Below are 24,201 nucleotides of genomic sequence, written 5' to 3' on the forward strand. Positions count from 1 at the left end.
GCTACTTATTATTCTGCCAGGGCCATTTGCCGGACATTTCCACCTCCAGAGTCAGACTCAGGAAGGTACGGATAAGAACGACGATGGCCAGAACCCCGATTGTCTCAAAGGTCAACTGCACTGCCACCGTGTAGATAATGTCCGATGCAATGAGAAATTCAAGCCCGAGCAGAATGCCACGACCCAGCAACTGGCGCAGTTCATCGAAGATCGAATCGCTCTCTTCCTTTTTCAGCGCCCTGGTTACAGCGTTATACAGCGCGTATAACGCAAACAAGGTAATAATGCCGATTCCGATGGATTCAATAATTGCAGCGCACCAGGCTGCCACGGGTGCTATAAAGTCAATCACGTCAACTCCCTATGTGTCAGCGAACACTGAAGCGCGAAGCTGCCTCATTGTTCGGCTATTGCAACTCCAATACAAGATTTCTGCCGCCAAGGAAGAGCACCCAGACCGCCACCGCAACCCAATGAATGATGACGGGAACCCAGATTGAACGCGAAACGACATAACTGTAACCACATGTGATTCCAAGGGCACAGACGATCACCAGAAACCAGGGATTCAGGAACAGGGGAATGGCAGTGTGATTGAATGCCAGCGCATTGATCGGATGCCACGCAACAAACGCGACCGTGCTGATTGCCACCGCCCCGGTGGCCCTGGCGGCGCCAGCTTTCAATGTGTTTCGCGGGATCAGAATACCCCTGAAAAAGGCTTCCTCAAGTAACGAGGGGAAAACAAATAATATAAGGGGCAACAAGGGTGCGATCTTCGAATCCAGCAATTCGACTTCCAGTAACCCTGCTTCAAATCCAGCGGATACCGATATAACGACGAGCACTGGCACCAGTGCCCAGGCTTTCAGAGGGGCCCGGAAAGGTGACGTGCAAAAACTCTTTCCAAGGTTGTTACGAAGGTAGCGTGTCATCTCATTAGCTGCTCGCAAGCATGTATCTAGCCAGCGTCAGGGCTCAACCTGGCCAACCAGTAGATCAACTCCACTTGCGGGTGGGCGGCTGGTAGTTCTTCAGTGCCGATACCAGCGCTTCGGGCTGTTGTTCGACAATCAGCATATCCGCATACTCCGGCTTGAGAAAACCGGCGCCGGACATCTTCAGAATGAAAGCCAGCAACTCATCGTAGTAGCCGTTGACGTTATAGAATGCGCAGGGCTTGCTGTGATAGCCGAGCTGGCCCCAGGTCCAGGCTTCGAAAATCTCATCCATGGTGCCCGGGCCGCCGGGCAGCGCGACAAACGCGTCGGCCATGTCGGCCATCAGGGCCTTGCGCTCGTGCATGGAGGCCACCACATCCAGCCGGGTCAGGCCCTGGTGGGCGAGTTCACGATCACGCAGTGATGCGGGGATGACGCCATACACTTCGCGGCCGCCGGCCAGCACAGCATCGGCAACCACGCCCATCAGGCCCACCTTACCGCCACCAAACACCAGATCTATGCCCTGGCTGGCCAGATACTGGCCAAACACTCCGGCGGCTTCAGCAAAACGTTCATCTTTACCCCGGCTGGAGCCACAGAAGACAGCGATTTTCATGACAGATTCCTATGACTGGATTCGTTGTTTGGTGTGTTGGGCAATATACTGTCAGGCATTGGTCAGGGACCAAAACTGCCTGGCTCACTGATATCAACACGGATTACCATCCCATGAAAACCGTTTTTTCACCACTGCACAACCGACGCACGGCAATGACCGAGCTGGACGGCGGCATCCTGATCGCGCCCCATGAGAAGCCATCAAGGGCTGAGACCATACTCAGCCGGGTGCGGCAGGAGCAGCTGGGAGAAGTACTGCCGCCATCAGAGTCCGGTCTGGGCCCGGTGCTTCGCGTGCATACCCGGGACTACGTGGACTTCCTCAGGACGAGCTGGGTGGACTGGACCGCCGGGGACAAACCCGGCGAAGCCATTCCCGCGGTGTGGCCCGCCAGGGGCATGCAGCAACGGGTACCGAAAGACATCGACGGCCGTCTGGGCTATTACAGTTTTACCGCTGATACTTCCATAACCGAAGGCACCTGGGACGCCGCCTGCGCCTCGGCCAACGTCGCGCTGACCGCGCAGGCGCTGGTAGCCAACGGCGAGCCCGCCGCCTTCGCACTGTGCCGCCCGCCCGGTCACCACGCCCATGCTGACCTGTTTGGCGGCTATTGCTTCTTCAACAACGCCGCCATATCCGCGCAGGCGTTTCGCGACCAGGGCGCCAGACGAGTAGCGGTGCTGGATGTGGACTTTCACCACGGCAATGGCACCCAGAGTATTTTCTACCAGCGTGACGATGTAATGACCATCAGCCTGCACGGCGACCCGGACCTGGTGTTTCCCCACTTCCTCGGCTTCGAAGATGAAACCGGGGAAGGCCCCGGTGAGGGCTTCAACCTGAATCTGGTATACCCACCCGGCACGCCTTTTCCAGTCTGGCGGGAGGGACTGGAAACCGCCTGTGCCAGAATAGAGGCCTATCAGGCCGATGTCCTGGTGATCGCCCTTGGCGTGGACACCTTCGAGCAGGACCCGATTTCCTTTTTCAAACTGACGTCGGCGGACTATCTGCTGATGGGGGAACGGTTGGGGAGACTGAACCTGCCCACCCTGTTTACCATGGAAGGCGGTTACGATGTGGACGCCATCGGCGTAAACGTGGTGAACGTGCTGAAAGGGTTTGAAGGCGCCCGGCTATGAACCGGGCTCCTCCAGGTTTTCAAAGGCTTTCGGATAACGGCGTTTCATCCGGGCGAGCCGGAAAATGGTGATAAAATTGGTGACCACGACCATGCCCTCCGCCAGGGTGCCGCCCACCGAGCCGATGACGATGTTATTCAGCATCCAGGCAATGGCTGCGGCCGCCAGCATCAACCGCATGGGAATGCCCCTGAGCATGAACATGCCCACGGTGCCGAAGATGGCGGCCGCAATGGCGAAGTAATCCACCGGGCTACGCCAGGTCAGTGCCGCAGCCACCAGATTCACCGCCAATACTGCCAACATCACCTGCCAGTTGCCGAGATAGCGACGGGCCAGCATGATGCGGCCGATCACCAGCAGGCTCAGAACGGCCGCCGTCCAGCTGCCAAACAGCGCAAACTGCAGCGCAAAGGCTACGTTCGCGGAAATCAGCAGCACCATCAGGCGGTCATCCCGCTTGCTGGCAAAGCCGACAATGCAGAAACCCAGCGCAATCAGGCTGACGACCTGGCCCGCCATGTCGGTATAGCTCATCCCCTCAAGCATGACGAACGATCATCAACAACCGGCAATGGCCTCCCAGGACCCGGATCACCTTCTGCGATAATCCGGGTCGGTCCAGCAAAGCGGCAGGGATTCCCCGGACGGGAAGTTCAGGCCGGCTTTTTCAAATTCCTCTGCATCCTGGGCCTCCTCACCGAAGTGCAGGCTGCCCTTCACTGTCGATTCATTGGGATCGAACAGCGCCCTGGTGTCCAGCACTTCAATCATGTGCCCGGTCGACTTTTCGGCGAGAAACATAAATCCCTCCCGGATTTCCCTGATGGTGTATGAAACGAGCTAGCTCGCGAACTCAATCTTCCTGAAGTCGAGTGTATTCTCTTTGGGCGAGGCTTGAATACCCATCACCTCGGAGCGACGCTTCACAACAATGTAGACGAAGCAGCTGAAGTACAACGCAATCACCAGAGCACCTACCCACTGGATGCGGAGGAAATCAAGCTGGAACAGCATGGTCAGACCACACATCGCAAGCAGGTTACCCAACCAGTATCGACCCTGACCGAACCTTTTCGCGGTCAGGTTCAGATTATCGGTGTAAAGCCGGATCAGCGAATCCAGTGAGTTGATCACCATCAGAACCCCCACGGTGATCATCGCAATGTTGATGAACGCTGCGATCTCCAGGCCCTCGGCATGATAGTGATACAACACCGAAAACCAGGTGGCAATGGCAACAGACGGAAATACCAGCATGGCCATCATCAGTTGCCAGGTGCGCAGACCGCTGACGAACCGTGCAGTGAACTGGCCGATCATGATGCTCCAGGAGAACCACCAGAACAGGTAAAACTCGTGATAGTCGTTCAGCGGCAACATGAACTGGTGCAGGTTAGTGAAGTATTCACCAATCAGCCCCGCCGTTCCCACGAAATCTCCCACACTGCCGTTATCCGTCAGGAATGCACGGCCCCACATTACCGCGATCAGGGCGATAAAAAGCCAGCTCGAGCCCACGCTGAGTATCTTTACATATTTGATTTTACTGCTGGAATACACTGCCGCCGCAATTGCCAGAAAGACAATCAGGTAGAAAGTGGGAACCACGGTTTCGCCATCGCCGATCTCCGGCAGGTACCAGGGCAGATTGACCAGCAACAGGAAGGCAGTGAAGGCACAGGTGCCGATGATCACCGCATTGTTGACCACTCTCACCAGGGGAATATCAAAAAACTTCACCCGTGGCTCAATCACGCAGAAATAGAAGCAGGTGAGAAAGTAAAAGCCCCAGATCAGGAAGGCCCAGAACCCGAACTCGATAGCGAGCGGGTTGGCAAAGCCGTATTCCGGGCTTTCCGACAGATTGCCATAGCCGGCAAATTCCGTCAGAGGGAACATGATCAGGCCGACATCGAGGCCAGAGGTAAACAGAATGGCAATGAACGTGAAAGTTCGCACCGGCGTCACGCCGATGACTTTCAGGTCCCACCATTTGAACAGGATCAGCGCGATAGCCGCGAAGGTGAAGATCAGGCCTGTGGATAACCAGAGTGTCATACACACCTCCGGCTACAGGATAACGTGATTATATCGGACAACATGGGTGTTCCTCCTCCACTTTGAAGCACGTGTTCATTCGAATAGGACACAAACCCCCGCGCTGACGGGTCAACACTTAACTATCGCGCACTCAGGACGGTGCGTTTTCCGCAGCGGCAGCGACGATAGGTAAGTCCTGATGGTTTGCATAAAAAACCGGCGGCCATTGCGCCACCGGGATATGGTCAGGCGGTCACGCGTCTGGCCCCTCCGGGGCGCTGGCGATTACGCCAATGCTGGTCCATTTCCACGGGGGCAACGGACGGATCCAGTGGCTCTACGCCACGAATAAGATCAGCGGCACGCTCCGCCACCATGATGGTGGGAGCATTGAGATTACCGTTGGGAATGGTAGGGAAGATGGACGAGTCCACCACCCGCAGGCCGCTCACGCCATGAACCCGGGTATCCGGGCCCACCACGGCCTGATCGTCCACACCCATCTTGCAGGTGCAGGAGGGATGGTAGGCGCTTTCCACCGCCTGGCGGACAAAGGCGTCGATTTCTTCGTCACTCTGCACATCGACACCGGGTTGTATTTCCGGGCCGCGGAACCGATCCATGGCGGGCTGGCTGATAATCTCCCGGGTCAGGCGCACGCAATCCCGGAAACCTTCCCGGTCATCCTCATGCTGCAGGTAATTGAACAGGATGCGCGGCGGTTGCCGCGGGTCACCTGACTGCACATAAACCGAACCACGGCTGCGGGGCTTGTTGTGGCCGATATGCAACTGAAAACCGTCGCCGCTGAAAGCTTCCTTGCCGTCGTACCGCATGGCCGCCGGCAGAAAGTGATACTGCATGTCCGGCCACTCAACGCCGGCCCTGGAGCGGATAAAGCCGCAGGATTCGAAATGGTTGGTGGCTCCCAGGCCATCCTTCTTCAACAGCCAGCGAACACCGATCTTGAGTTTGTTCCACCAGTCGAGCTTGCCATTAAGAGAGACGGGCTCTTTGCAGCGGAACTGGAAGTAGAACTCCAGGTGATCCTGCAGGTTGCCACCAACACCGGGCAGCTCGTGATTGACAGGAATAGCCGCCTGCTCCAGCACCTCACGATTACCAATGCCCGAGAGCTGCAACAGGTGGGGCGAACCAATGGAGCCGGCACTGAGAATTACTTCACTGGAGGCCGTCACATCCACCGGCTTGCCGTCTTTCTCGTAACGCACACCGGTGGCCTGCTTGCCCTCCAGCAATACCCTGTGAACCAGCGCATGGGTGACCACCGTCAGATTGTCCCGCTCCATGGCGGGCCGGAGGTAGGCATTGGCGGTGGACCAGCGGCGGCCATTCTTGACCGTCATGTGCATGGCACCAAAGCCTTCCTGGCGCGCACCGTTATAATCATCGGTGGCGAAATAACCGGCATCCACACCCGCATCCACAAACGCCCTGTAGAGCGGGTTCTGCATGTTATTGCCGTTATTCACACCCAGCGGGCCCTGGTCACCACGGTACTCATCACCGCCAAAAGCCCAGGTTTCAGCTTTCCTGAAATAGGGCAGGCAGTGACGATAGTCCCAGCCATCGGCGCCCTGTTGCTGCCACTCGTCAAAGTCACGGGCATGGCCACGCACGTAAACCATACCGTTAATGGAAGACGAACCGCCCAGCACCTTGCCCCGGGGGCAGTGCATGCGGCGGTTATCCAGGTAGGGTTCCGGCTCGGTCTCGAACTGCCAGGCATATTTTTTGGTGTTCATGGGGATGGATAGCGCAGTGGGCATCTGGATAAAGATGCTCTTGTCGCTGCCCCCGGTCTCCAGCAGCAACACCCGGTGGCGGCCATCCTCGGTAAGCCGGTTGGCCAGCACACAACCGGCAGACCCGGCCCCGACAATGATGTAATCGTAGTTTGCTTCTTTCATACGCAGCTCCGAGCAGCCCGGTCAGAACGGGCTGTCTATGTCCTCCATTCCCACGTACACCGCTTTCAGCTGCGTGTAGTGGTCGAGTGTGACGCGACCGTTTTCACGGCCAATACCCGAGAGTTTGTATCCACCCACCGGCATTTCCGCTGGCGAGGCTCCGTAGCTGTTGATCCAGCAGATACCCGCCTGGATCCGGTGAATAACCCGATGGGCGCGACGGATGTCGTTGGTAAACACACCGGCGGCCAGGCCGGTGTCAGTGTTATTGGCCCGATCAATGACTTCCTCTTCACCGGAGAAGGTCAGCACCGACATCACCGGCCCGAAGATTTCCTCACGGCAGATGGTCATGTCATCGGTGCAATCGGTGAAGATGGTGGGTTCCACGAAATAACCGCCAGGGGCGGATGCCGGCTTTGCGGCCTTGCCGCCGTGGCTGAGAGTGGCGCCTTCGGCGATGCCTTTCTCGATGTAGTCCAGAACCAGTTGCTGGTGTTTACCGGAGATCAGTGCCCCGAAGTTGGTGTCAGGATCTGTCGGATCGCCCATGCGGATGTTGTTCAGCGTCCGCTTCAGCAACCGGTCCATGAATTCCGAGTAGATGGCTTCGTGCACGAACACCCGGGTGCCGTTGGTGCATATCTCGCCCTGGGTATAAAAGTTGCCCAGCATGGCGGCTGATACGGCGTTGTCGATATCCGCATCATCAAAGATAATCAGCGGGGATTTACCGCCCAGCTCCATGGTGACGTCTTTCAGGGTGGAGGCGGCTGCCGTCATTACTTTCCTGCCGGTGCCTACTTCCCCGGTAAACGACACCTTGGCAATGGCCGGGTGGTGGGTCAGCCAGGCGCCCACCTCACCATCACCCTGAACCACGTTGAACACGCCCGCAGGCACGCCGGCTTCGGTGAAAATCTCCGCCAGCTTCAACGCGCCCATCGGGGTTTCCTCGGAGGGCTTGAAGATCATGCTGTTGCCCGTGGCCAGCGCCGGGGCCGACTTCCAGCAGGCAATCTGCAGGGGGTAGTTCCAGGCACCGATTCCGGCACACACACCCAGGGGCTCCCGGCGGGTGTAGTAGAAATCACCGCCGAGATCCTGCTGGTTACCCTCAACCGACGCGGCCAGGCCGGCAAAGTATTCCAGGGTATCGCAGCCGGTGACCACGTCGACCACCTGGGCTTCCTGCCAGGGTTTGCCGGTATCCTTTACTTCCAGGGCCGCCAACTCATCATTGCGTTCCCGCAGCAATGCCACGGCACGCTGGAGAATGCGTCCACGCTGGGCACCGGTCATTGCAGACCAGGTCTTGAAGCCGGCCTGGGCACTGCTGATAGCGGCCTCGCGGATACTGTCATCGGCTATTTCCATTTCATAGATCACCTCGCCCGTGGCGGGATTGACCACCGGGAAGGTTTCGCCGGACTCGTTGGCCATGGCTTGGCCATGGATGAAGTTCTGATAACGGGGTAATTCAGTCATAGGGTTCAGACCTGAGCTGGTGAATTCGTTGTCGGGTTGAGCGCGTTCAATGCAAACCGCTTGCACAGGGTCTCGGCGGCGGCGAAGCCTTCCTGGGGATCCGTGCTCAGGGCACTGCGCAGCCAGAAACCGTCAATCATTGCCGCCACCTGGCGGGCGGCTTCGGTGGCGGCCTGTTTCGGCAAACGCCGGGCAAAGGCGTAACGCAGATTGCTGTAAAGCCTGGCATTGTTTATCTGCTGTAGCCGCTGCAAGCCGGGCTCGTGCATGGAGCGGGACCAGAAGCTGAGCCAGGTTTTTGCGGTCAGTTCGGAGCGCTGGAACTCGGAGAAATTGGCTTCCACAATGCACTGCAGGCGCTGCTCCGGAGAGCCATCGGTGCGGGCCATTCGCTCCCGCAATTCCCTGCCAAGCTGGCCCAGCAGATAGCGAAGCGCCGCCTCGATCAGCCCCTGCTTGCCGCCGAAATAATGGCTGATGATGCCGGACGACATGCCGGCACGACGGCTGATGGAAATAATCGTGGTGTTCTGCAGACCCAGCTCGGCAATAGACGCCATGGTGGCATCAATCAGTTGCTGCTTTCGGGTGTCTTTTACTCCGACAATCGGCATCGCGGTTTTGACTCAATCTTAGTTAATTGAACGTTCAATTAAAATAAAGTGTACAGAAGGTAATTGACTTGTTCAACCGGGAGATACTCGCCCATAAAAAAGCCCCGCTATCCGGAAATCGGACAACGGGGCTGAAAACACGAACTGTTGGTTAGGGGTCAGCCGTGTGTGAACCTGTTTTCAGGCAGTGGTTCAGGCCGCCTCTTCGTCACTCTCGCTGTCATCAGCGGAATTGCGGATCAGGAAGTCAAAGGCGCTCAGGGCGGCCTTCGAGCCATCACCCATGGAAATCACGATCTGCTTGTAGGGCACGGTGGTCGCGTCGCCGGCGGCAAAAACACCCGGGATGGAAGTTTCACCGCGCTCATCAACAATGATCTCACCATGCTGGCTCAGCTCGATCGAGCCTTTCAGCCATTCGGTGTTGGGAATCAGGCCGATCTGGATAAACACACCTTCCAGGGCAACATGATGCTCTTCGCCGCTGTTCCGGTCCTTGTAGTTCAGACCGCTGACCTTACCGTTCTCGCCCACGACTTCGGTGGTCTGGGCGGAGGTCAGGATTTCCACGTTCTTCAGGCTGCGCAGCTTTTTCTGGAGTACGTCATCCGCCTTCATTTCAGAGGCGAATTCCAGCAGGGTAACGTGGCCGACGATGCCAGCCAGATCGATGGCCGCTTCCACGCCGGAGTTACCACCCCCAACGACCGCCACGCGCTTGCCCTTGAACAGCGGACCGTCACAGTGCGGACAGTAGGCGACGCCCTTGTTGCGGTATTCTTCTTCGCCCGGCACACCCAGCTGGCGCCAGCGTGCGCCGGTGGACAGAATCAGCGTGCGTGCCTTCAGAGAGGCACCGTTAGCCAGGCTGACCTCATGGAGACCGCCCCGACTGGACGCCGGGATCAGCTTCTCGGCGCGCTGCAGGTTCATGATGTCCACGTCGTATTCCTTGACGTGCTGCTCCATGGCCGCCACCAGCTTGGGGCCTTCGGTGTAAGGCACGGAAATCAGGTTTTCGATACCCATGGTGTCCGCCACCTGGCCGCCGAAACGCTCGGCGGCAATACCAGTGGAGATGCCCTTACGCGCTGCGTAGATGGCGGCTGCGGAACCCGCCGGGCCACCACCGATGACCAGCACTTCAAACGGGTCCTTGTGCTTCAGTTTCTCGGCTTCGCGCGCTTCCGCACCAGTATCCACCTTGGCGATAATCTGCTCCAGGGTCATGCGGCCCTGGCCGAACGGCTTGCCATTCATGTATACGCTGGGCACGGCCATGACTTCGCGCTGCTCTACCTCGTCCTGGAAGAGGGCACCGTCGATCGCGGTGTGCTTGATCCGCGGATTGAGAACGCTCATCAGGTTCAGAGCCTGAACCACGTCCGGGCAGTTCTGGCACGACAGGGAGAAATAGGTTTCGAACTCGAACTCACCGTCGAGGTCTTTCACCTGCTCGATCACCTCCTGGCTGGCCTTGGGGGGGTGACCACCGACCTGCAGAAGCGCCAACACCAGGGAGGTGAATTCGTGACCCATGGGAATAGCGGCGAATCTGACACCGATATCGCTACCCACCCGGTTGATCGCGAAGGACGGACGACGCACGTCTGCGGATTCTTCCGTGCGTAAGCTGATCTTGTCCGACAATGGCTCGATTTCGTCCAGCAGCTGCTTCAGTTCCTGGGACTTACTGCTGTCGTCATAGGCTGCAACCAGCTCGATCGGCTGTTGCAGCTTTTCCATATAGGCTTTCAATTGCTCCTTGATACTGGCATCCAACATGTTCTTTCTTCCTCTCAGGAAATCATAAAATCGAATTAGCAAACTCAGGTTGAGTCGAGAATCGAATATGTAAGTACACTACGGACAGGCCAGGCAGAGCTCAAATTAATTGATCTAAAGTATTTGATAGGCCTTTGCTATTCGACTCAGAAAATCAACCAGATAGAAATGAAGAAGGCCCGCGGTGCGGGCCTTCTTACCGGTTTCCACTGGTCTGAAACCTTAGATCTTGCCAACCAGGTCCAGTGACGGCGTCAGCGTCGCTTCGCCTTCTTTCCACTTGGCCGGGCAGACTTCGCCAGGATGGGCGCGAACATACTGCGCCGCTTTTACCTTGCGCATCAGATCGTCCGCGTCACGGCCGATGCCTTCAGCCGTGATTTCCATGGCCTGGATAATGCCATCCGGGTCGATCAGGAAAGTCGCGCGGTCTGCAAGGCCCTGGCCTTCACGCATTACACCGAAGTTATTGGTGATGGTGCCGGTCTGGTCGCCAACCATGAAGTAGTTGATCTTGCCGATGGTCTCGGAGCTGCTGTGCCACGCCTTGTGAGTGAAGTGAGTGTCAGTGGACACGGAAAATACTTCCACGCCCAGCTTCTGCAACTCTTCATACTTGTCGGCAACATCGCCGAGTTCGGTCGGGCACACAAAGGTGAAGTCAGCCGGATAGAAGAAAAATACGGACCACTTGCCTTTTACATCGGCTTCGGAAATTTCAACGAACTCACCCTGCTTGAAAGCAGTTGCGTTGAACGGCTTAATTTCGCTATTAATCATACCCATTAAAGATGTCTCCAGTTGGTTAGTTCAGGTAATGGCTAAACTTGAGTCGGATACAATATTGATCCGACCAAAAACATGCAAATTGATTGTTTTTAGTTGTTTGATAGGAAATTGCTATTGTAATTCCGGGCAGGCTGCAGGAAAAGACTATTCCGCGTTTTCGGGCTTGAAGGCACCCTTGTGGAATTCGATGGCGGTGTCCACTTCCTCTATGCCGCAGTCTTTTGGCTCGCTCAACGTGCCTCCGGCCAACACCTCAAGCACAGCATACACGCCATGAGACAGTGATTCGGTATTATAACCGCCCTCCAGGATCATCGCCAGGCGGCCATTACAGTGCCTGTCGGCAATTTGCTGGACAATTCCGGTCATGGCTGCAAAGCCCTCGTAAGACACATTGAGTGCCAGATCAAACCAGTGGGCATCAAAGCCGGCGGAAACCAGCACCAGGTCCGGTTTGAAGAAGTCTGCCGCCGGCACCAGAATCTCACGCATGGCCTTCAGATAGGCCACATCGCCAGCGCCGGCGGCCATAGGCACATTGACAGTGGTGCCCTCGCCGCGACCTGCGCCAACGTCGGTCAGCGAGCCGGTGCCCGGATAGAATGGCGCGGCGCGGTGCATATCGAAAAACATGACGTCCGGATCAGCCCAGAAAATATCCTGTGTGCCATTACCATGATGGGCGTCCCAGTCAACAATCAACACTCGCTTGCAGCCTAGAGCAGCATGGGCGTGAGCCGCCGCAATCGCCACATTGTTGAACAGGCAGAATCCCCTTGCCCGTGCCGGCTCGGCATGGTGACCGGGCGGCCGTACTACCGCGAAAGCGGCACCAGTACGACCCTCAACAACGGCTTCCACCGCCGCAATGGCAGTACCGGCAGCCACTTCGGCGGCCTGGACACTGCCAGGTGAAACCGCCGTGGTGTCCACATCCAGCCAGGCACTTTCATTTCGCAGAGAAAAAATGTCGTCGAGAAAGGACCGGGTATGGACCCGACTCAACTCATCCTTGGTTGCTGCCTTGCCGGGCTCGATCCGCATACCGGGAATCGGTTCGCGGGCCAGGAGCTCCATGATCGCAGTCATGCGGCCGGGGTGCTCCGGGTACTTCCACTGCACGTCCAGGTCCGACAGAATGGTGCGAATCCGCTTGTCCAGGCGGCCGGGCAAAAAATCCACATTGCTGTCCGGGGCATGAGCCAATACCCGCTCATCGTAAAAAACAGTGACGTCCCTTTGCTGTACCAAAGCCGTGTCCTCCCTATAGCAGCTCTGTGACCATCATAGCCCTATGAGGGTAAATAACAACGCTGCGCGCATCCGCCAGCGGATCACACGGGACTGACCTGCGACACCGGTGACTTCCTGCTCAATAGAGAGAGCTATCCCGGGAAAAACTCCAAAAAGTAACTGTACAAGCCGATCCCGATCAATACGTTAAACGGAAACGTCACACCGAGAGAGGCGAGCATGGCCAGTCCGATATCCGCCTCGGGAATGGCGTGTCGCACGGCCACCGGCGCTGCAATATAGGACGCACTGGCGGTGAGCGCACCCAGAATAACAATGGTGCCGGTCTCAAGCCCCAGCCACAGGCCCGTCGCCAGCCCGGGCAGAGACAGAATCGGAGGCATGCACAGGGCGAAGACAATCAGCCGCCAGTGGCGAAGCTGGATTTTGCGCAGGGTTTCGGCTGCCACCAGGCCCATCTCCAGCAGGAACAGCGACAGCACCAGGGAGAAAGCACCCGTCAGCGGCGCCGTCACGCCATCCCCTTTGTCCGGACCGTAGAGAATGCCTATAACCACGCCGCCAACGAGCAAAACAACGCTTCGGTTGGTCAGAGTCTCCTGCCACAACGGTGTACCTGTGCTGCTCGATTGGACCGACTCCTGGGTGAAACGCCGGTACAGCCAGAGACCGGTAAGGATTGCCGGCAACTCCAGCAACACCAGGTACAGGGTAACCTGCCCGTCAGTGGCCAGTCCCCGGGACTCGACCCAGGCCAGCGCAACGGCAAAGGTACCCGCGCTGACGGAACCGTAGTGGGCACAAAAACTGGCAGCGTCTGCCACGTTCAGCCGCACCAGGTGCCGCAGCAGCGGAAACAGCACCAGAGGAATGGCAAAGCCCAGTGCCATAATCGCCAGTACTTCTGTAACGAGTCCCCAGTGAAGGTTGCCATGCAGTGCCATGCCGCCCTTGAGGCCAATGGTCAGCATCAGCAGAAGGCTGAGAATATCGTAAACGGCCTTGGGGATCGTCAGGTCTGAGCGAAGGGTTCCCGCAATCACTCCAAGCAGGAAGAACATCACGATGATGTCGGGCATGAATCAAAAACTCCAGTACGAAAAAGGGCCCCGCAGGGCCCTTGCAATAACAGTTTAAGCTACGCAATCAGCTACGCCGTTCCCACCTGTTGTGAAGTTGGCCGGAACAGAATCGCGTTTGCCTGCTGGTTCGATGCAACCGGTTTTCTGGCCGGGGCCTGTGCCACCTCAAATACATGATAGGCTTCAGGGCCAAAGGGGTCGAGTGCGGTATCCAGATGCTGGTAACTGACAGGTACCGGGTCGCCCGAATATACCACTACAAATTGCCGTTCTACCATCGGAATGGCCACGTTCAGTGGTTGTTCCACCCACAGGTAAACGCCCTTCTGGGATACCAGGTATTCGCAGCGAACCACGCGATACCCTTCACGCAGCTTCAGCGTATTGGGTTCTCTGCCGATCTCGAGACGGAACTTGTGAATCGTTTTCATAGCCTGATCTCCTTCTATGGGACACAGTGCCATCATCCACAAACAATAAATCGAGAGGAATACAGTTTTTTCTGGTTTATTGTTCGCTTTTTTCGATTTTATCATTCAGTTCAGGACGCTCCCGCAATAACTCGGCCACTGCTGCGTTATGGCTTCCCCTGGCCCGGGTCACCGCATACAGGGTGTCCCTTACCTCGTGGATGCTGGCCACATGCTCTACCTGGTATTGCCGACAAACCTCATCATGGATTGCTGTGGGTGCGGCAAAATAACCCACGCCCTCGCGGCCGAACACCTTGATCAGAGCACTGTCATCCACCTCGGCAATCACTTTCACGCGGATATTCTGGCTGGAAAACCAGTTCATCAAAGCGCTGATATAAGGGGCATCAAGCGATGTCGCCAGAAATGGCTGCCGATCAAGACTTGCAGGAAAATCCGAAGACAATTTACGCGCCAGATCCGGGGCCGCAAACAGTGACATCGAGGAGCTTGCCAGCCGGTGACTGCGGAAATGGCTGGCCTCGCCCGACGCCGGCTCGCGATCAGTGAGGACAATATCCAGCTCGCGCTGGCCAAGGCGTTTCAACAATTCAGTGGTGTCACCGGTGCGGCAGCTCAGCCGCACTTCGCGGGCGAGGAACAGGGCCGGCGCGGTCAGATGATAGGCAATCAGCTTGTGGATTGAGGCGGCAATGCCGACTGACAGGCTCAGGGGTCTGTTTTCCGGCGGCTGCTGGAGCACATCGGTCAGCGCCTGGGCCGTCTGGAACATATCGTCGGCGTAACCGAAGACAGTTCGTCCGAAATCAGTCAGCTGCAGGGACCGGTTGGCGCGACGGAAAAGGGCATTGCCCAGGACGGATTCGAAGGTAGCAAGCTGGCCGCTGAGGGTCTGCGGTGTCAGCTCAAGACTCTCTGCCGCCCGGACAATGGAGCCCTCACGGGCAATCACCCAGAAGTAATAAAGATGTCGAAGGTTCAGGTTACCCATCTCTGACATGACTCACTGTTTGTCTGACACCTGTAGCACTGGCTGAGGGAGGCTAATACAGCTAACGCCGAAGTGCACCGGTGACTTTGAGGTAGCGAAGCGGAGACAAAGGCATCCGAGTGACGCGCCTGGTTAACTGTTCCCAAGCATGTATGCACGAAGCTGCCGCTCCTCTCGCATGACATAAAGGACGAGACCCCGCTTCTTATCCTCACGATAAAAAAATGCGGCACGGTGGAACCACTACCTCCCTGTATACCGAATCAGGGAGTTCTGGAGGAATCCGTCCGGATTGGGGAAAATCTTCCAAGCGCTCGGTCTTATCGAAAACTTCCTGGACCAGATGACTTGCGGCAACAGGATTATCCAGAACAATGTACTCAGCGATGGCATCCAGTTCTTGAACGGCAGGCTCAGTCCAGATTACTTCAGCCATTTACTCATTTTCTCCCTGGCCTCACTCTGGCTGTACGTTCTTCCCTCAAGTACAGCACGCGCGGCTACGAAACGGAGGCGAAGTCGCAATCTAGTAGACGTCGCCGTAACTGGCATGGTTAGGCATTGCTCAGTCTCTCGCACCGCATGGTACAGCCGGCAATTTGTCCGCCAGAGTTCGCTCCCAGGCCGTAGCAGCTTCCCGGGAACTGAATGTTCCCCGTAATTTTCCACTAAATGCTGGCGCCCATATTGTCGCCCTCAAGAACTCGCGGCCACCGGCAACAATGCGGCTCATTTTGCTGCGGTTTGTTTCCGTAAATTTCTCAAAGCTCGTGGCACCAAGTTCCGTCAATTTGATGAAAACCGGCCAGCCGCGGTCCGTCTGTTCCCCTACGGCTGACTCCTGCACATAAGACGAACACAGGTGAAACTCCAGCTCAGTCTCTGCCAATGCAATGGCGGGAGTAATCAGCAAAAGAATAGCCATCCATTTCATCGTGACGATTGCCTAACGAATGCATAAACGGCGGCTTTTACGCAGCGAAGCGGAGAAAAAGCCGCCCGGTGGAGGCCCATCGGCCGGAACGTATTTAATGCACTGGTTATGTGGTGCGCGGCGCAAACATGATGATTGCCATGCCCACCAAAGCAACGGCTGAGCCAACCAAATCCCAGGCCGTCGGACGGATGCCATCTACTGCCCACAACCAGAGTATTGCCATGAAAATATAAACGCCACCATACGCAGCATAGACTCTGCCCGCAGCGGTCGGATGCAATGACAGCAGCCAAGCAAATGCCGCAAGACTCAGCGCACCTGGCACCAGGAGCCAGATAGTTTTACCCTCGCGAAGCCAGAGATAGGGCAGTAACCAGATCCGCCAAGGCTACCGCCGGCGTTATACGCCCCCGGCTACCCTGCCCTTTACTCGCCAGGCCGGGCGTATAACTCCACCCGCAGCTTTGTCTCTTTTCAAGCCTATCAGAAGGTTACCTCGTTCGCTCGCGTACTGTTCCGGGATTTTGCGAACGCGTTCGGATAATTCCGCAAAACAATAAGGTGAAAGCCCATGCCCACTTACACGGTGACCACGGCCATTACAGCTATCAGTTCGGAGGGCATCTGGATTTATCTGCAAGATGTTGCGGCGGAGCAGATGGTTGAGTTTGGTCGTTTCCTGCCCTCACCGGTCCAGGAAGATTAATGGGGCGGGCTTAAAGCATCCCGCCACGAGTTCATCGCTTCCAGTCTGTGGCGCATCCGCCGCACATGGCTTCCTTCCCAGTAAAGCTGACGACAGGTGGCACAGGCCAACACATTCTGCCCGTCCAGTTTGGATGCCTGCGGGTAGAAATTCTGTATTTCCCGGTCGCTGGCCGGGTGAAGTGGTGTATTGCAGTTTTTACAGCGGCTGAACGGGGCATAACACCAGTCCAGGTCCAGCCTGAGTGTCAGTTCCTGCAGGCGCTCACATTCGCCCTGCGCCGCCAGGTAGATAACGTAGAAAGGTGCACAGCTGAACTCCAGCAGGTCGGAATCGGCGGTGATGATCCAGCGCTGTTGAGCCTGGGCCTGCTCTACCAGTTGCCGGTCCGATGCCCCCTCAACGGGCATGGTCACATCGTACCCGGCAATGCGTAGCCATTGCGCCAGGCCGTTCAGCATCTCGTCACACACAAAGCGCAGCGGTGCCAGTGAACACAGACTGCCTTCAATCAGCTTCATACCATCCCCACCGGCACTTGAAATGACAATAAGGCACTTTTTTACCTATTTTTGGTCACTAACCGCAACCACCGGAGAGCATCATGAATCACTTACTCGGATATTTACTGGCATCCCTTATCCTGTCCGCCCTGACCGCATTGGTCCATGCAGACAATAGAAACGAGTCACTGGTAAAGGCCTTTTCAGCGATGACATCCCTGGAGGATGGCTGGGAACCACTGGAATTTCCTGATATCGACCACCATAGCCGCTACCAGCTGGTGGACGACAACGGCGAGCAGGTGGTCAGGGCGACCACCGACAACAGCGCCTCCGGGCTGATCGCACGGGTATCGGTGGAACCCGGGGACTCGCTGGTTCTGCGCTGGCGCTGGAAGGTGTCGAATGTGTTCGAACAGGGCGACGCCCGCAAAAAGGACGGCGATGACTATCCCGCCCGGATCTACGTCGCGTTCGAATTCGAGCCTGAAGAAGCCGGTTTTTTCGAGCGCGCCAAACGCAAAGCGGTGGAAGTGGTGTTCGGAGAGGAACTGCCGGGCAACGCCCTGAATTATATCTGGGCCAACCGGCTGCCGGTCGGGGAGATCGTCGCCAACCCTTTTACCGATACCACGATGATGGTCGCGGTGAACTCAGGGGAGGAGAACAGCGGCGAGTGGGTTACCGTGGAGCGGGATATTGTGGCGGATTACAGACAGGCCTTTGGCCGCAAACCACCAAAACTGGCGGGAGTTGCTATCATGTCGGATTCCGACAATACCGGAGAATCCGCCACTGCCTGGTATGGCGATATCCAGTTGATCAGGCCCTAAAGCAGATCGGCTAAACCCGGAAGCTGAAATCCCTCGCTCAAAGGCCGGGGCTGCGGAACCTCACCGCGTTCTGCGAGGCGAAGGTAGGCATCATCAAATTCGTCACGCAACTGACTGCTTCTCGGGTTCGCCAGCGAGAACACCCAGGCCGTGTTCCGTATCCGCACAGGGTACTCACGAATACCCTGAACCGGAAACTCCTTGAGTACGGCTTTTACCGGGCCGTGAAAATCCAGCAGATAGTCGCCCCGTCCCCGCTTCAGCATTGCCACAGCCGCCTGATGACTGGGGGCGTCGGTCAGTGCAATATCAGGGGTGCGTTCCAGAAGATCCGCCAGGCCACCATAGGTGTAGCCGGAGATAAGAATCAGGGTTGTGCCCTTCAGATCATTGAAGTGCGAAACCGGCGGCATGGTTTGCATTCCCCAGGCGCTGAGCTGGAATGGCTGCGGGCTGACAAAGCTCTCCAGCACTTCGCCTTTGAGCGCCGGAACATCAGTGACACCGGGCCAGACGTCGATGCCACCGGTACGCAGGTAAAAATAGGCGCGTGTGACCGGCAGATACTCAAAATCCGGATCATACCCCGCTTCCTCCGCCACGCGGCGGGTCAGCTCGATAAAAGATCCTTCGGCACGACCATTTTCACTCTGGTATGTGAGCGGGGGCGCGTCTATGTATCCCACTTTGACGGTGTCGCGTAGTTGCTGGGCTTGGCCGGGGCCGGCAAGGAAAATAAATGCGATAAGGAAAGGCACAAGTCCACGGGGGGCAACAAAACGCCTGTGATACGAAAAAACACAGAAGAATGGGGTCAGAATTCCGGGTGTAATGATCATCGTTGCTGTTTGCCGCTGTCTTTTTATAAACCATAAAAAGAGTAACAGACCTGCGCCGGAATGCACTGATTGCCGGCGAGTTTTTGTCGATAGCGCGAACAGTGACCGGTTTACACCAGGTTGGTAACACTGAACAGGCCCACAGAGCCCATTACGATGGTATAGGGAAACGCCATGATCACCATGCGGCCATAGGACAGACGCACTAACGGAGCAATGGCAGAGGTCAGCAGGAACAGGAATGCCGCCTGGCCATTGGGTGTGGCCACGCTGGGCAGGTTGGTGCCGGTGTTGATGGCGATGGCCAGTTCCTGGAAGTGCTCATAGTCGATACTGCCGGCGTCCAGTGCCTGCTTTATTTCACTGATGTATACCGTAGCCACGAACACGTTGTCGCTGATCATCGACAGCAGGCCGTTGGCAATAAAGAACATTCCCGGCTGCTGGTCCTGTGGCAGGCTGAGCACAAAATCAATGATCGGCTTGAACAGGTGCTGTTCATGGATAACCGCAACGATGGCAAAGAACACCACCAGCAGCGAGGTAAAGGGCAGGGATTCCTGGAAAGCCTTGCCGATCTGGTGCTCGTCGGTTATACCGGTGAACGAGGTGATGAGGATAATCACCAGCAGGCCGATCAGTCCCACTTCTGCCAGATGAAACGCCAGGCCGATGACCAGTACCAGCGCGGCCATGGCCTGTACCCATAGAGCGGCCTGGTCAGCCTTGGTACGCCTGGTACGTTCGTTGTCGGCAAACTCTTCCAGCACCCGGCGAACCGGTTTCGGCAGGCGGGCGCCATAACCGAACCAGCGCAGCTTTTCCAACAGCCAGCAGGTCGTCAGGCCCGCAGCCAGCACCGGCAGGCTCACCGGCGCCATATGCAGGAAAAAGCTGACAAAATCCCAGCCTACCACCTTGGCTATCAACAGATTCTGGGGCTCGCCCACCATGGTGGCCACGCCGCCAAGCGCGGTGCCAATGGCGCCATGCATCAGCAGACTGCGCAGGAATGCGCGGAACCTGTCCAGGTCTTCCCGGTGCAGTTCAATCACCTGTTCGTCACTGTTGGCGTTATGATCCGTGTGCTGGTAGCCCTTTCCGGATGCCACCTTGTGGTACACCGAGTAGAAACCCACGGCGACACTGATGATCACAGCGGTTACGGTCAGCGCATCCAGAAACGCTGAAAGCAGTGCTGCCGCCGCGCAGAACAACAATGACAGGGCCGATTTGGACCGCACCCCCACCAATATCTGGGTAAAGGTTACCAGCAACAGCTCTTTCATGAAGTAGATACCCGCTACCATGAACATCAGCAGCAGGATAACCGGGAAATTCACCAGTAATTCGTGATACACCGCGTCTGCGGTTGTCATCCCTATCAACAGTGCCTCGATCGCCAACAGGCCACCGGGAAGCAGGGGATAGCACTTCAGTGCCATGGCAAGGGTAAAGATGAATTCGCCCACCAGAACCCAGCCGGCCACGACCGGCCCCAGGGTCCAGACAATCAGCGGGTTGGCAATCAGAAACAGGATAATGACCTGTTTGTACCAGGTGGGTGCGTTACCCAGAAAATTATGAGTAAAGCCGGAGAGTACGGTTTTGGGCATTGCGGAATCTTCTGAGTAAACAGTGGCTTGTATTGTATGTCAGAAGATCCGCATAGTCCTTGATATTTATGTGCCCGGTAATCCGTCAAAGGTACCGGATGAGTACCTATTTGGTCCTAAGACGCCTTCTCAACGGCGTCGGCCAGCATCTCGGCCGTAATCGCCGACAGGGTCCAGCCCAAGTGACCGTGCCCGGTGTTATAGAACACCGTGGACAGACGACCCGGCCCGACCCGCGGCATCATGTTGGGGAGCATGGGGCGCAGTCCTGCCCAGGGCACCACGCGCCGGGTGCTGACCCCCGGGAAACATTGCTCTACCCAGCGGGTGAGCGGCCGGATCCGGTCATCCCGGATGTCGCGATTATAACCACTGAATTCCGCAGTGCCCGCAATACGGAAACGGTCATCACCCAGCCGGCTGGTCACGATCTTGGTGGCATCGTCCAGCAGGCTGACGTTCGGCGCCGCTGCCCGGGAAGCCTCGTCGTCCAGTTCAACAGTGATGGAATAGCCTTTGACCGGGTAAATGTTGACACGATCGCCCAGCTTCGATGCCAGCGCCCGACTGCCAACACCGGCACAGATTACCACGCCGTCATAGGTTTCACGGGTTTGCTGTTCGCCATCATCTGACGTTACCCAGGCACTGGCCTGATCGGCACTGAGTTCGGTCACGGAGTGCCCATAACGTGTCTTGACACCAAGGCGCTGGATCGCGTCTGCCAGACCGTTGGTGAACTTGTGGATATCACCGGTTGAATCGCTCTCGGTGAAAAAGCCACCGTAATAACTGCCGGCCAGCGTGGGCTCGATGGCGCGCATTTCATCGGGAGTTACTGCCCGGCGCTGAAGGCCCCCGGCGGCCAGCAGTTTCGAGACGTTGGCAGCGTGGTCGAAGCCGGCCTTGTCACGATAGATATGCAGAATGCCCTGCTTCTTCAGGTCGAAGTCGATACCTTCCTCTTGCGCCCACGCAAACAGGTGTTCACGGGCGGCAATGGCCATACGGGCGGTTTCGGTGGTGTTGTTTTCATACTGGGGAATGGCGGCAACAAATTCGGCAAACCAGCTGAGCTTGTGCCAGGAAGGTCTGGGGCTGACCAGAAGCGGCGCATCACTGCGAAACATCCACTTCATGCCCTTGATCACCGTCTGCCAGTTGTTCCAGACCTCGGCATTGGAGGCCGACAACTGGCCACCGTTGGCAAACGACGTTTCCATCGCCGCGTAACGGTGCTTCTCGTAAACGGTGACATCCAGGCCGCGTTTGGCCAGAGTGTAGGCTGTGGTGATACCGGTGATACCACCGCCAATAACTGCAATACGTTTCATAGCAATCTCCAGGGAGCGTCGGGGGGTTTCCTTTCTACACCAGGTGGTAGAAAGCACCCCTTCCGTCACGGGACCTGAGAGATTCACGGCCCTTTCCACGAAAGCGGCCGCTTGCTCCTTCGGTGTGCCGACAGACGCAGTCGTCGACAACTCTTCGGAAAGTCTTCGTGCTAGCGGTCCTTTTGCCTGAGAGTTTCCGGGGCAGTTGCTCCTTCGGCGCCGGCTACACAGTTATGTGACCCGGTCTCTCCCGCTAGCAGGTTTTATATAGTTAGTGACTATCTACTTCAGAAAATAGCAAAAATCTGAAGGTTTGGTGTCAGAAAACAGCAAAGTTTAATAAAACTTACCTCATTCTTCGCGCCAATTTCTGCTTCGCAAGATTCTAAGGTTTAATATTTTCCGCCTTATTACTAGTCGTTTCGTTCAGAATCATAACAATAAGATTTAAAATTTTACATACTTACAATGACCTTCCCCAGTCCACTGCTCGGCATCAAGCCAGTGACAGGGACCAGTTCTCGTTCAAGTATTCCTGGCGAAGGGCGGGAGGCCGACTGCTCCAACGCCGAGCGAGTCAAATCTAGGTCGTCGGCTGGACAATCATGCTACCGCAAATTTTTAATCTAGCTTCTAGGATCTCTCGCCTAATCGTATGTCCTGTGTTCCTGGTGTTGGGAGAGATTATTACGGACTTGTCCTAGCTAGAGCAGCAAAGCTCGAGGCAGAAACTTCTACTCTGTTAAGTATCCCCTAGAGTCCACTCGTGTGCCATTTGACGCAATTCTTTGCGCCTTTTTTTGGTGCCATTCGCACTCTGTACGGTCGGGAACTCTTCCAAAAAGAAGATGCGGGCTGGGACCTTAAAATTGGCAAGCCCTTCTCTACAAAATGCCATCAGATCCGCTTCATCAACCTGGGCACCGCTATCACAGCAGACAAAAGCAATCGCCCTCTGAACATGGCGCTTGGTCCCGGTGACGATCGCGCATCCAAGCACGTCCGGGTGGCGCTCGAGATAGGCTTCGATCTCTGCTGGCGCGACCAAGAATCCGCCTAGCCGCAGTGCGTCACCTGCGCGTGTCATGAACATGAATCCCCCATCGGCCAATGTATAGCCCATATCGCCGGTACGAAAATAGCCATCCTCGGTGTAGGCCCTGCTGGTCGCTTCAGGATTGGCAAAGTAGCCCTGCATCAGACTTGGCGTTATCAGTTGTAATTCGCCCACTTGGGAGTGATCCAGAACCTGTTCAGTATCAGGATCAACAGCGCGCACTTTGGCCTCAGCAGATACCGGAATCCCCCCGCCAAACTCCCGCCGCTCCGGCTCATCGGGTTGCACCGCAAAAAGTGCCTGGCACTCGCTCATGCCGTAAAGACCACGCATGGCGATTCCTCGCTCCCGTGCTCGCTCAACTAGTCCCGGCATGCCGGCAAAGCGCGCGAATCCACAGAATCGCAAAGCAGGGAGAGGTACTTGATAATCGGTGGCACTGAGCATTCGTGCGACCATATCGTCACTGGCGCAAAAGTGTGTCACCTGATGACGGCGGCCCAACTCAACCGCCTCTTCTGCATTGAAGGTGGTTTGAAGCACGGCCATTTGCCCAGACGCCAAGCCACTGAGAAACTGGCTAAGCCCAAAGGTACCGCAAAATGGGAGAACTTGGAGAAGCGTAACTCCGGGCATCTCCAAATCAAGCGCTGCGGCAGTATCGCGGGCATGGCTGGTTAAGGCTGACTGCTTGTGTAGGACGAATTTGGGAGCAGAGGTGGTTCCGGAGGTAGTAAAGATGGTGCATGATGAGTCTGGCGTTCCATGATCCTGTTCAATGGGCGCGCATGCGGAGAGCTCCTCGAAGGGACAATGCGCTCGGCCTGGCAGAATTTCAGGGGTATCCTTACCAGTCTGGCGGCAAGCCACTATGTGCTCCACAGCCTCGAGCATCCCAGTCTCTACGTCACGCAGGATAGCGACGAAGTCAATCTCCTTGAAGTTGGGCCAGAGCACGATCATCTTGCAGCCTGAACGACCAACGGTATCACCGACTTCACTGCTACGAAAACGGGTATTGACCGCCACTGCAATAGCTCCCAGCCGAGCGCAGGCAAAATAGAGTATCGGCCATTCTGGAGTATTGGGTAGCCAGATAGCGACACGGTCACCGGGCTGGATACCCAACTTTTGGAGCCCTGCCGCAACTCGTCGGCTCTCATCCGCCAGGTTGCGGAAGGAGAGGTACTGCCCATTATGGAAGATCACAGGCGCGTCGCTAACCATGCTGTCCAGCATGTCGCCCAAGCTCTCCTG

Annotated in this window: 26 protein-coding genes and 1 riboswitch; of the genes, 3 read left to right on the plus strand and 23 right to left on the minus strand. The window is 56.7% G+C overall.

Features of this window, described 5'->3' with window-relative positions; all coding sequences use genetic code 11:
- Position 1: 1 nt before the first annotated feature.
- The 3 genes from DIT72_RS04865 to DIT72_RS04875 form a co-directional block, all read right to left on the minus strand.
- On the minus strand, positions 2 to 352 hold the full coding sequence (locus tag DIT72_RS04865) for a DUF1622 domain-containing protein (RefSeq protein WP_135954048.1): 351 nt from the start codon (positions 350 to 352) through the stop codon (positions 2 to 4).
- A gap of 55 nt (positions 353 to 407) precedes the next feature.
- On the minus strand, positions 408 to 935 hold the full coding sequence (locus DIT72_RS04870) for a CPBP family glutamic-type intramembrane protease (RefSeq protein ID WP_135954049.1): 528 nt from the start codon (positions 933 to 935) through the stop codon (positions 408 to 410).
- 64 nt (positions 936 to 999) lie between these two features.
- On the minus strand, positions 1,000 to 1,560 hold the full coding sequence (locus DIT72_RS04875; RefSeq protein ID WP_135954050.1) for an LOG family protein: 561 nt from the start codon (positions 1,558 to 1,560) through the stop codon (positions 1,000 to 1,002).
- A 113-nt stretch (positions 1,561 to 1,673) separates the two neighbouring features.
- Here DIT72_RS04875 and DIT72_RS04880 point away from each other — a divergent pair, with 113 nt between their 5' ends.
- Complete coding sequence (locus DIT72_RS04880) at positions 1,674 to 2,708, plus strand: histone deacetylase family protein (protein ID WP_135954051.1); 1,035 nt, start codon at positions 1,674 to 1,676, stop codon at positions 2,706 to 2,708.
- Here DIT72_RS04880 and DIT72_RS04885 read toward each other — a convergent pair.
- From DIT72_RS04885 to DIT72_RS04960, 15 genes are all read right to left on the minus strand, one after another.
- On the minus strand, positions 2,703 to 3,257 hold the full coding sequence (locus DIT72_RS04885) for a YgjV family protein (RefSeq protein ID WP_135954052.1): 555 nt from the start codon (positions 3,255 to 3,257) through the stop codon (positions 2,703 to 2,705). The two genes, DIT72_RS04880 and DIT72_RS04885, sit on opposite strands and share 6 nt — an antisense overlap.
- A 45-nt stretch (positions 3,258 to 3,302) precedes the next feature.
- Entirely contained in the window at positions 3,303 to 3,512 is a 210-nt protein-coding gene (locus DIT72_RS04890) for an acetyltransferase (RefSeq protein WP_135954053.1), read from the minus strand.
- Between the two features lie 39 nt (positions 3,513 to 3,551).
- Positions 3,552 to 4,769 (minus strand): BCCT family transporter, encoded by a 1,218-nt coding sequence (locus DIT72_RS04895; protein ID WP_135954054.1) that lies wholly within the window; start codon positions 4,767 to 4,769, stop codon positions 3,552 to 3,554.
- 227 nt (positions 4,770 to 4,996) lie between these two features.
- Complete coding sequence (gene betA, locus DIT72_RS04900; protein WP_135954055.1) at positions 4,997 to 6,682, minus strand: choline dehydrogenase; 1,686 nt, start codon at positions 6,680 to 6,682, stop codon at positions 4,997 to 4,999.
- Between the two features lie 21 nt (positions 6,683 to 6,703).
- Entirely contained in the window at positions 6,704 to 8,170 is a 1,467-nt protein-coding gene (gene betB / locus DIT72_RS04905; RefSeq protein WP_135954056.1) for a betaine-aldehyde dehydrogenase, read from the minus strand.
- 5 nt (positions 8,171 to 8,175) lie between these two features.
- Positions 8,176 to 8,784: a transcriptional regulator BetI gene (gene betI / locus DIT72_RS04910; protein ID WP_135954057.1), complete on the minus strand. Its 609-nt coding sequence runs from the start codon at positions 8,782 to 8,784 to the stop codon at positions 8,176 to 8,178.
- A gap of 192 nt (positions 8,785 to 8,976) precedes the next feature.
- Positions 8,977 to 10,569, minus strand: coding sequence for an alkyl hydroperoxide reductase subunit F (gene ahpF / locus DIT72_RS04915; protein ID WP_135954058.1), 1,593 nt, complete (start codon positions 10,567 to 10,569; stop codon positions 8,977 to 8,979).
- A gap of 222 nt (positions 10,570 to 10,791) precedes the next feature.
- Positions 10,792 to 11,355, minus strand: coding sequence for an alkyl hydroperoxide reductase subunit C (gene ahpC, locus DIT72_RS04920; protein WP_168355015.1), 564 nt, complete (start codon positions 11,353 to 11,355; stop codon positions 10,792 to 10,794).
- 147 nt (positions 11,356 to 11,502) lie between these two features.
- Positions 11,503 to 12,609 (minus strand): histone deacetylase family protein, encoded by a 1,107-nt coding sequence (locus tag DIT72_RS04925; RefSeq protein ID WP_135954059.1) that lies wholly within the window; start codon positions 12,607 to 12,609, stop codon positions 11,503 to 11,505.
- 134 nt (positions 12,610 to 12,743) lie between these two features.
- Positions 12,744 to 13,691: a sodium-dependent bicarbonate transport family permease gene (locus DIT72_RS04930; RefSeq protein WP_135954060.1), complete on the minus strand. Its 948-nt coding sequence runs from the start codon at positions 13,689 to 13,691 to the stop codon at positions 12,744 to 12,746.
- 71 nt (positions 13,692 to 13,762) lie between these two features.
- The gene (locus tag DIT72_RS04935; RefSeq protein ID WP_135954061.1) at positions 13,763 to 14,125 is read right to left on the minus strand and encodes a DUF7352 domain-containing protein; all 363 of its coding nucleotides are present in this window, start codon (positions 14,123 to 14,125) and stop codon (positions 13,763 to 13,765) included.
- A 76-nt stretch (positions 14,126 to 14,201) separates the two neighbouring features.
- Complete coding sequence (locus tag DIT72_RS04940) at positions 14,202 to 15,128, minus strand: LysR family transcriptional regulator (protein WP_135954062.1); 927 nt, start codon at positions 15,126 to 15,128, stop codon at positions 14,202 to 14,204.
- Positions 15,129 to 15,330: 202 nt separating this feature from the next.
- Positions 15,331 to 15,555 carry a type II toxin-antitoxin system RelE/ParE family toxin gene (locus DIT72_RS04945; RefSeq protein WP_228260728.1) on the minus strand — a complete coding sequence of 75 codons (225 nt, stop codon included), beginning with the start codon at positions 15,553 to 15,555 and terminating at the stop codon, positions 15,331 to 15,333.
- 129 nt (positions 15,556 to 15,684) lie between these two features.
- Positions 15,685 to 16,053, minus strand: a complete 369-nt coding sequence (locus DIT72_RS04955) for a hypothetical protein (protein ID WP_135954063.1) — start codon at positions 16,051 to 16,053, stop codon at positions 15,685 to 15,687.
- A gap of 106 nt (positions 16,054 to 16,159) precedes the next feature.
- Positions 16,160 to 16,435 (minus strand): YnfA family protein, encoded by a 276-nt coding sequence (locus DIT72_RS04960; RefSeq protein WP_228260766.1) that lies wholly within the window; start codon positions 16,433 to 16,435, stop codon positions 16,160 to 16,162.
- Positions 16,436 to 16,627: 192 nt separating this feature from the next.
- On the opposite strand from DIT72_RS04960, the gene DIT72_RS18470 reads away from it, so the two are divergent.
- The gene (locus tag DIT72_RS18470; RefSeq protein WP_265937489.1) at positions 16,628 to 16,762 is read left to right on the plus strand and encodes a hypothetical protein; all 135 of its coding nucleotides are present in this window, start codon (positions 16,628 to 16,630) and stop codon (positions 16,760 to 16,762) included.
- Here DIT72_RS18470 and DIT72_RS04970 read toward each other — a convergent pair.
- Positions 16,759 to 17,283: a DUF5615 family PIN-like protein gene (locus DIT72_RS04970; RefSeq protein WP_135954064.1), complete on the minus strand. Its 525-nt coding sequence runs from the start codon at positions 17,281 to 17,283 to the stop codon at positions 16,759 to 16,761. The two genes, DIT72_RS18470 and DIT72_RS04970, sit on opposite strands and share 4 nt — an antisense overlap.
- Before the next feature lie 83 nt (positions 17,284 to 17,366).
- Here DIT72_RS04970 and DIT72_RS04975 point away from each other — a divergent pair, with 83 nt between their 5' ends.
- The gene (locus DIT72_RS04975; RefSeq protein ID WP_135954065.1) at positions 17,367 to 18,098 is read left to right on the plus strand and encodes a DUF3047 domain-containing protein; all 732 of its coding nucleotides are present in this window, start codon (positions 17,367 to 17,369) and stop codon (positions 18,096 to 18,098) included.
- Here DIT72_RS04975 and DIT72_RS04980 read toward each other — a convergent pair.
- From DIT72_RS04980 to DIT72_RS04995, 4 genes are all read right to left on the minus strand, one after another.
- Positions 18,095 to 18,856, minus strand: a complete 762-nt coding sequence (locus tag DIT72_RS04980) for a substrate-binding periplasmic protein (RefSeq protein ID WP_228260729.1) — start codon at positions 18,854 to 18,856, stop codon at positions 18,095 to 18,097. The two genes, DIT72_RS04975 and DIT72_RS04980, sit on opposite strands and share 4 nt — an antisense overlap.
- Before the next feature lie 191 nt (positions 18,857 to 19,047).
- Entirely contained in the window at positions 19,048 to 20,553 is a 1,506-nt protein-coding gene (nhaB, locus tag DIT72_RS04985) for a sodium/proton antiporter NhaB (RefSeq protein WP_135954067.1), read from the minus strand.
- A 116-nt stretch (positions 20,554 to 20,669) separates the two neighbouring features.
- Positions 20,670 to 21,887 (minus strand): D-amino acid dehydrogenase, encoded by a 1,218-nt coding sequence (locus tag DIT72_RS04990; protein WP_135954068.1) that lies wholly within the window; start codon positions 21,885 to 21,887, stop codon positions 20,670 to 20,672.
- Between the two features lie 164 nt (positions 21,888 to 22,051).
- A riboswitch (glycine riboswitch) is annotated at positions 22,052 to 22,150 on the minus strand.
- 479 nt (positions 22,151 to 22,629) lie between these two features.
- A complete protein-coding gene (locus tag DIT72_RS04995) occupies positions 22,630 to 24,183 on the minus strand; it encodes an AMP-binding protein (RefSeq protein ID WP_168355016.1) in 1,554 nt (517 codons plus the stop codon).
- Between the last annotated feature and the right edge of the window lie 18 nt (positions 24,184 to 24,201).

This window comes from Marinobacter orientalis (genome assembly GCF_004792665.1).
In the GTDB taxonomy this organism is placed as follows: Bacteria; Pseudomonadota; Gammaproteobacteria; order Pseudomonadales; family Oleiphilaceae; genus Marinobacter; species Marinobacter orientalis.

Coding starts and splice junctions, on each gene's coding strand:
- DIT72_RS04940 (WP_135954062.1), bottom strand. CDS start 15,128: ATGTCAGAGATGGGTAACCTGAACCTTCGACATCTTTATTACTTCTGG.
- DIT72_RS04995 (WP_168355016.1), bottom strand. CDS start 24,183: ATGCTGGACAGCATGGTTAGCGACGCGCCTGTGATCTTCCATAATGGG.
- DIT72_RS04930 (WP_135954060.1), bottom strand. CDS start 13,691: ATGCCCGACATCATCGTGATGTTCTTCCTGCTTGGAGTGATTGCGGGA.
- DIT72_RS04945 (WP_228260728.1), bottom strand. CDS start 15,555: ATGGCTGAAGTAATCTGGACTGAGCCTGCCGTTCAAGAACTGGATGCC.
- DIT72_RS04890 (WP_135954053.1), bottom strand. CDS start 3,512: ATGTTTCTCGCCGAAAAGTCGACCGGGCACATGATTGAAGTGCTGGAC.
- nhaB (WP_135954067.1), bottom strand. CDS start 20,553: ATGCCCAAAACCGTACTCTCCGGCTTTACTCATAATTTTCTGGGTAAC.
- DIT72_RS04870 (WP_135954049.1), bottom strand. CDS start 935: ATGACACGCTACCTTCGTAACAACCTTGGAAAGAGTTTTTGCACGTCA.
- betB (WP_135954056.1), bottom strand. CDS start 8,170: ATGACTGAATTACCCCGTTATCAGAACTTCATCCATGGCCAAGCCATG.
- ahpC (WP_168355015.1), bottom strand. CDS start 11,355: ATGGGTATGATTAATAGCGAAATTAAGCCGTTCAACGCAACTGCTTTC.
- DIT72_RS18470 (WP_265937489.1), top strand. CDS start 16,628: ATGCCCACTTACACGGTGACCACGGCCATTACAGCTATCAGTTCGGAG.
- DIT72_RS04875 (WP_135954050.1), bottom strand. CDS start 1,560: ATGAAAATCGCTGTCTTCTGTGGCTCCAGCCGGGGTAAAGATGAACGT.
- ahpF (WP_135954058.1), bottom strand. CDS start 10,569: ATGTTGGATGCCAGTATCAAGGAGCAATTGAAAGCCTATATGGAAAAG.
- betA (WP_135954055.1), bottom strand. CDS start 6,682: ATGAAAGAAGCAAACTACGATTACATCATTGTCGGGGCCGGGTCTGCC.
- DIT72_RS04990 (WP_135954068.1), bottom strand. CDS start 21,887: ATGAAACGTATTGCAGTTATTGGCGGTGGTATCACCGGTATCACCACA.
- DIT72_RS04885 (WP_135954052.1), bottom strand. CDS start 3,257: ATGCTTGAGGGGATGAGCTATACCGACATGGCGGGCCAGGTCGTCAGC.
- DIT72_RS04880 (WP_135954051.1), top strand. CDS start 1,674: ATGAAAACCGTTTTTTCACCACTGCACAACCGACGCACGGCAATGACC.
- DIT72_RS04970 (WP_135954064.1), bottom strand. CDS start 17,283: ATGAAGCTGATTGAAGGCAGTCTGTGTTCACTGGCACCGCTGCGCTTT.
- DIT72_RS04895 (WP_135954054.1), bottom strand. CDS start 4,769: ATGACACTCTGGTTATCCACAGGCCTGATCTTCACCTTCGCGGCTATC.
- DIT72_RS04955 (WP_135954063.1), bottom strand. CDS start 16,053: ATGAAATGGATGGCTATTCTTTTGCTGATTACTCCCGCCATTGCATTG.
- DIT72_RS04935 (WP_135954061.1), bottom strand. CDS start 14,125: ATGAAAACGATTCACAAGTTCCGTCTCGAGATCGGCAGAGAACCCAAT.
- betI (WP_135954057.1), bottom strand. CDS start 8,784: ATGCCGATTGTCGGAGTAAAAGACACCCGAAAGCAGCAACTGATTGAT.
- DIT72_RS04975 (WP_135954065.1), top strand. CDS start 17,367: ATGAATCACTTACTCGGATATTTACTGGCATCCCTTATCCTGTCCGCC.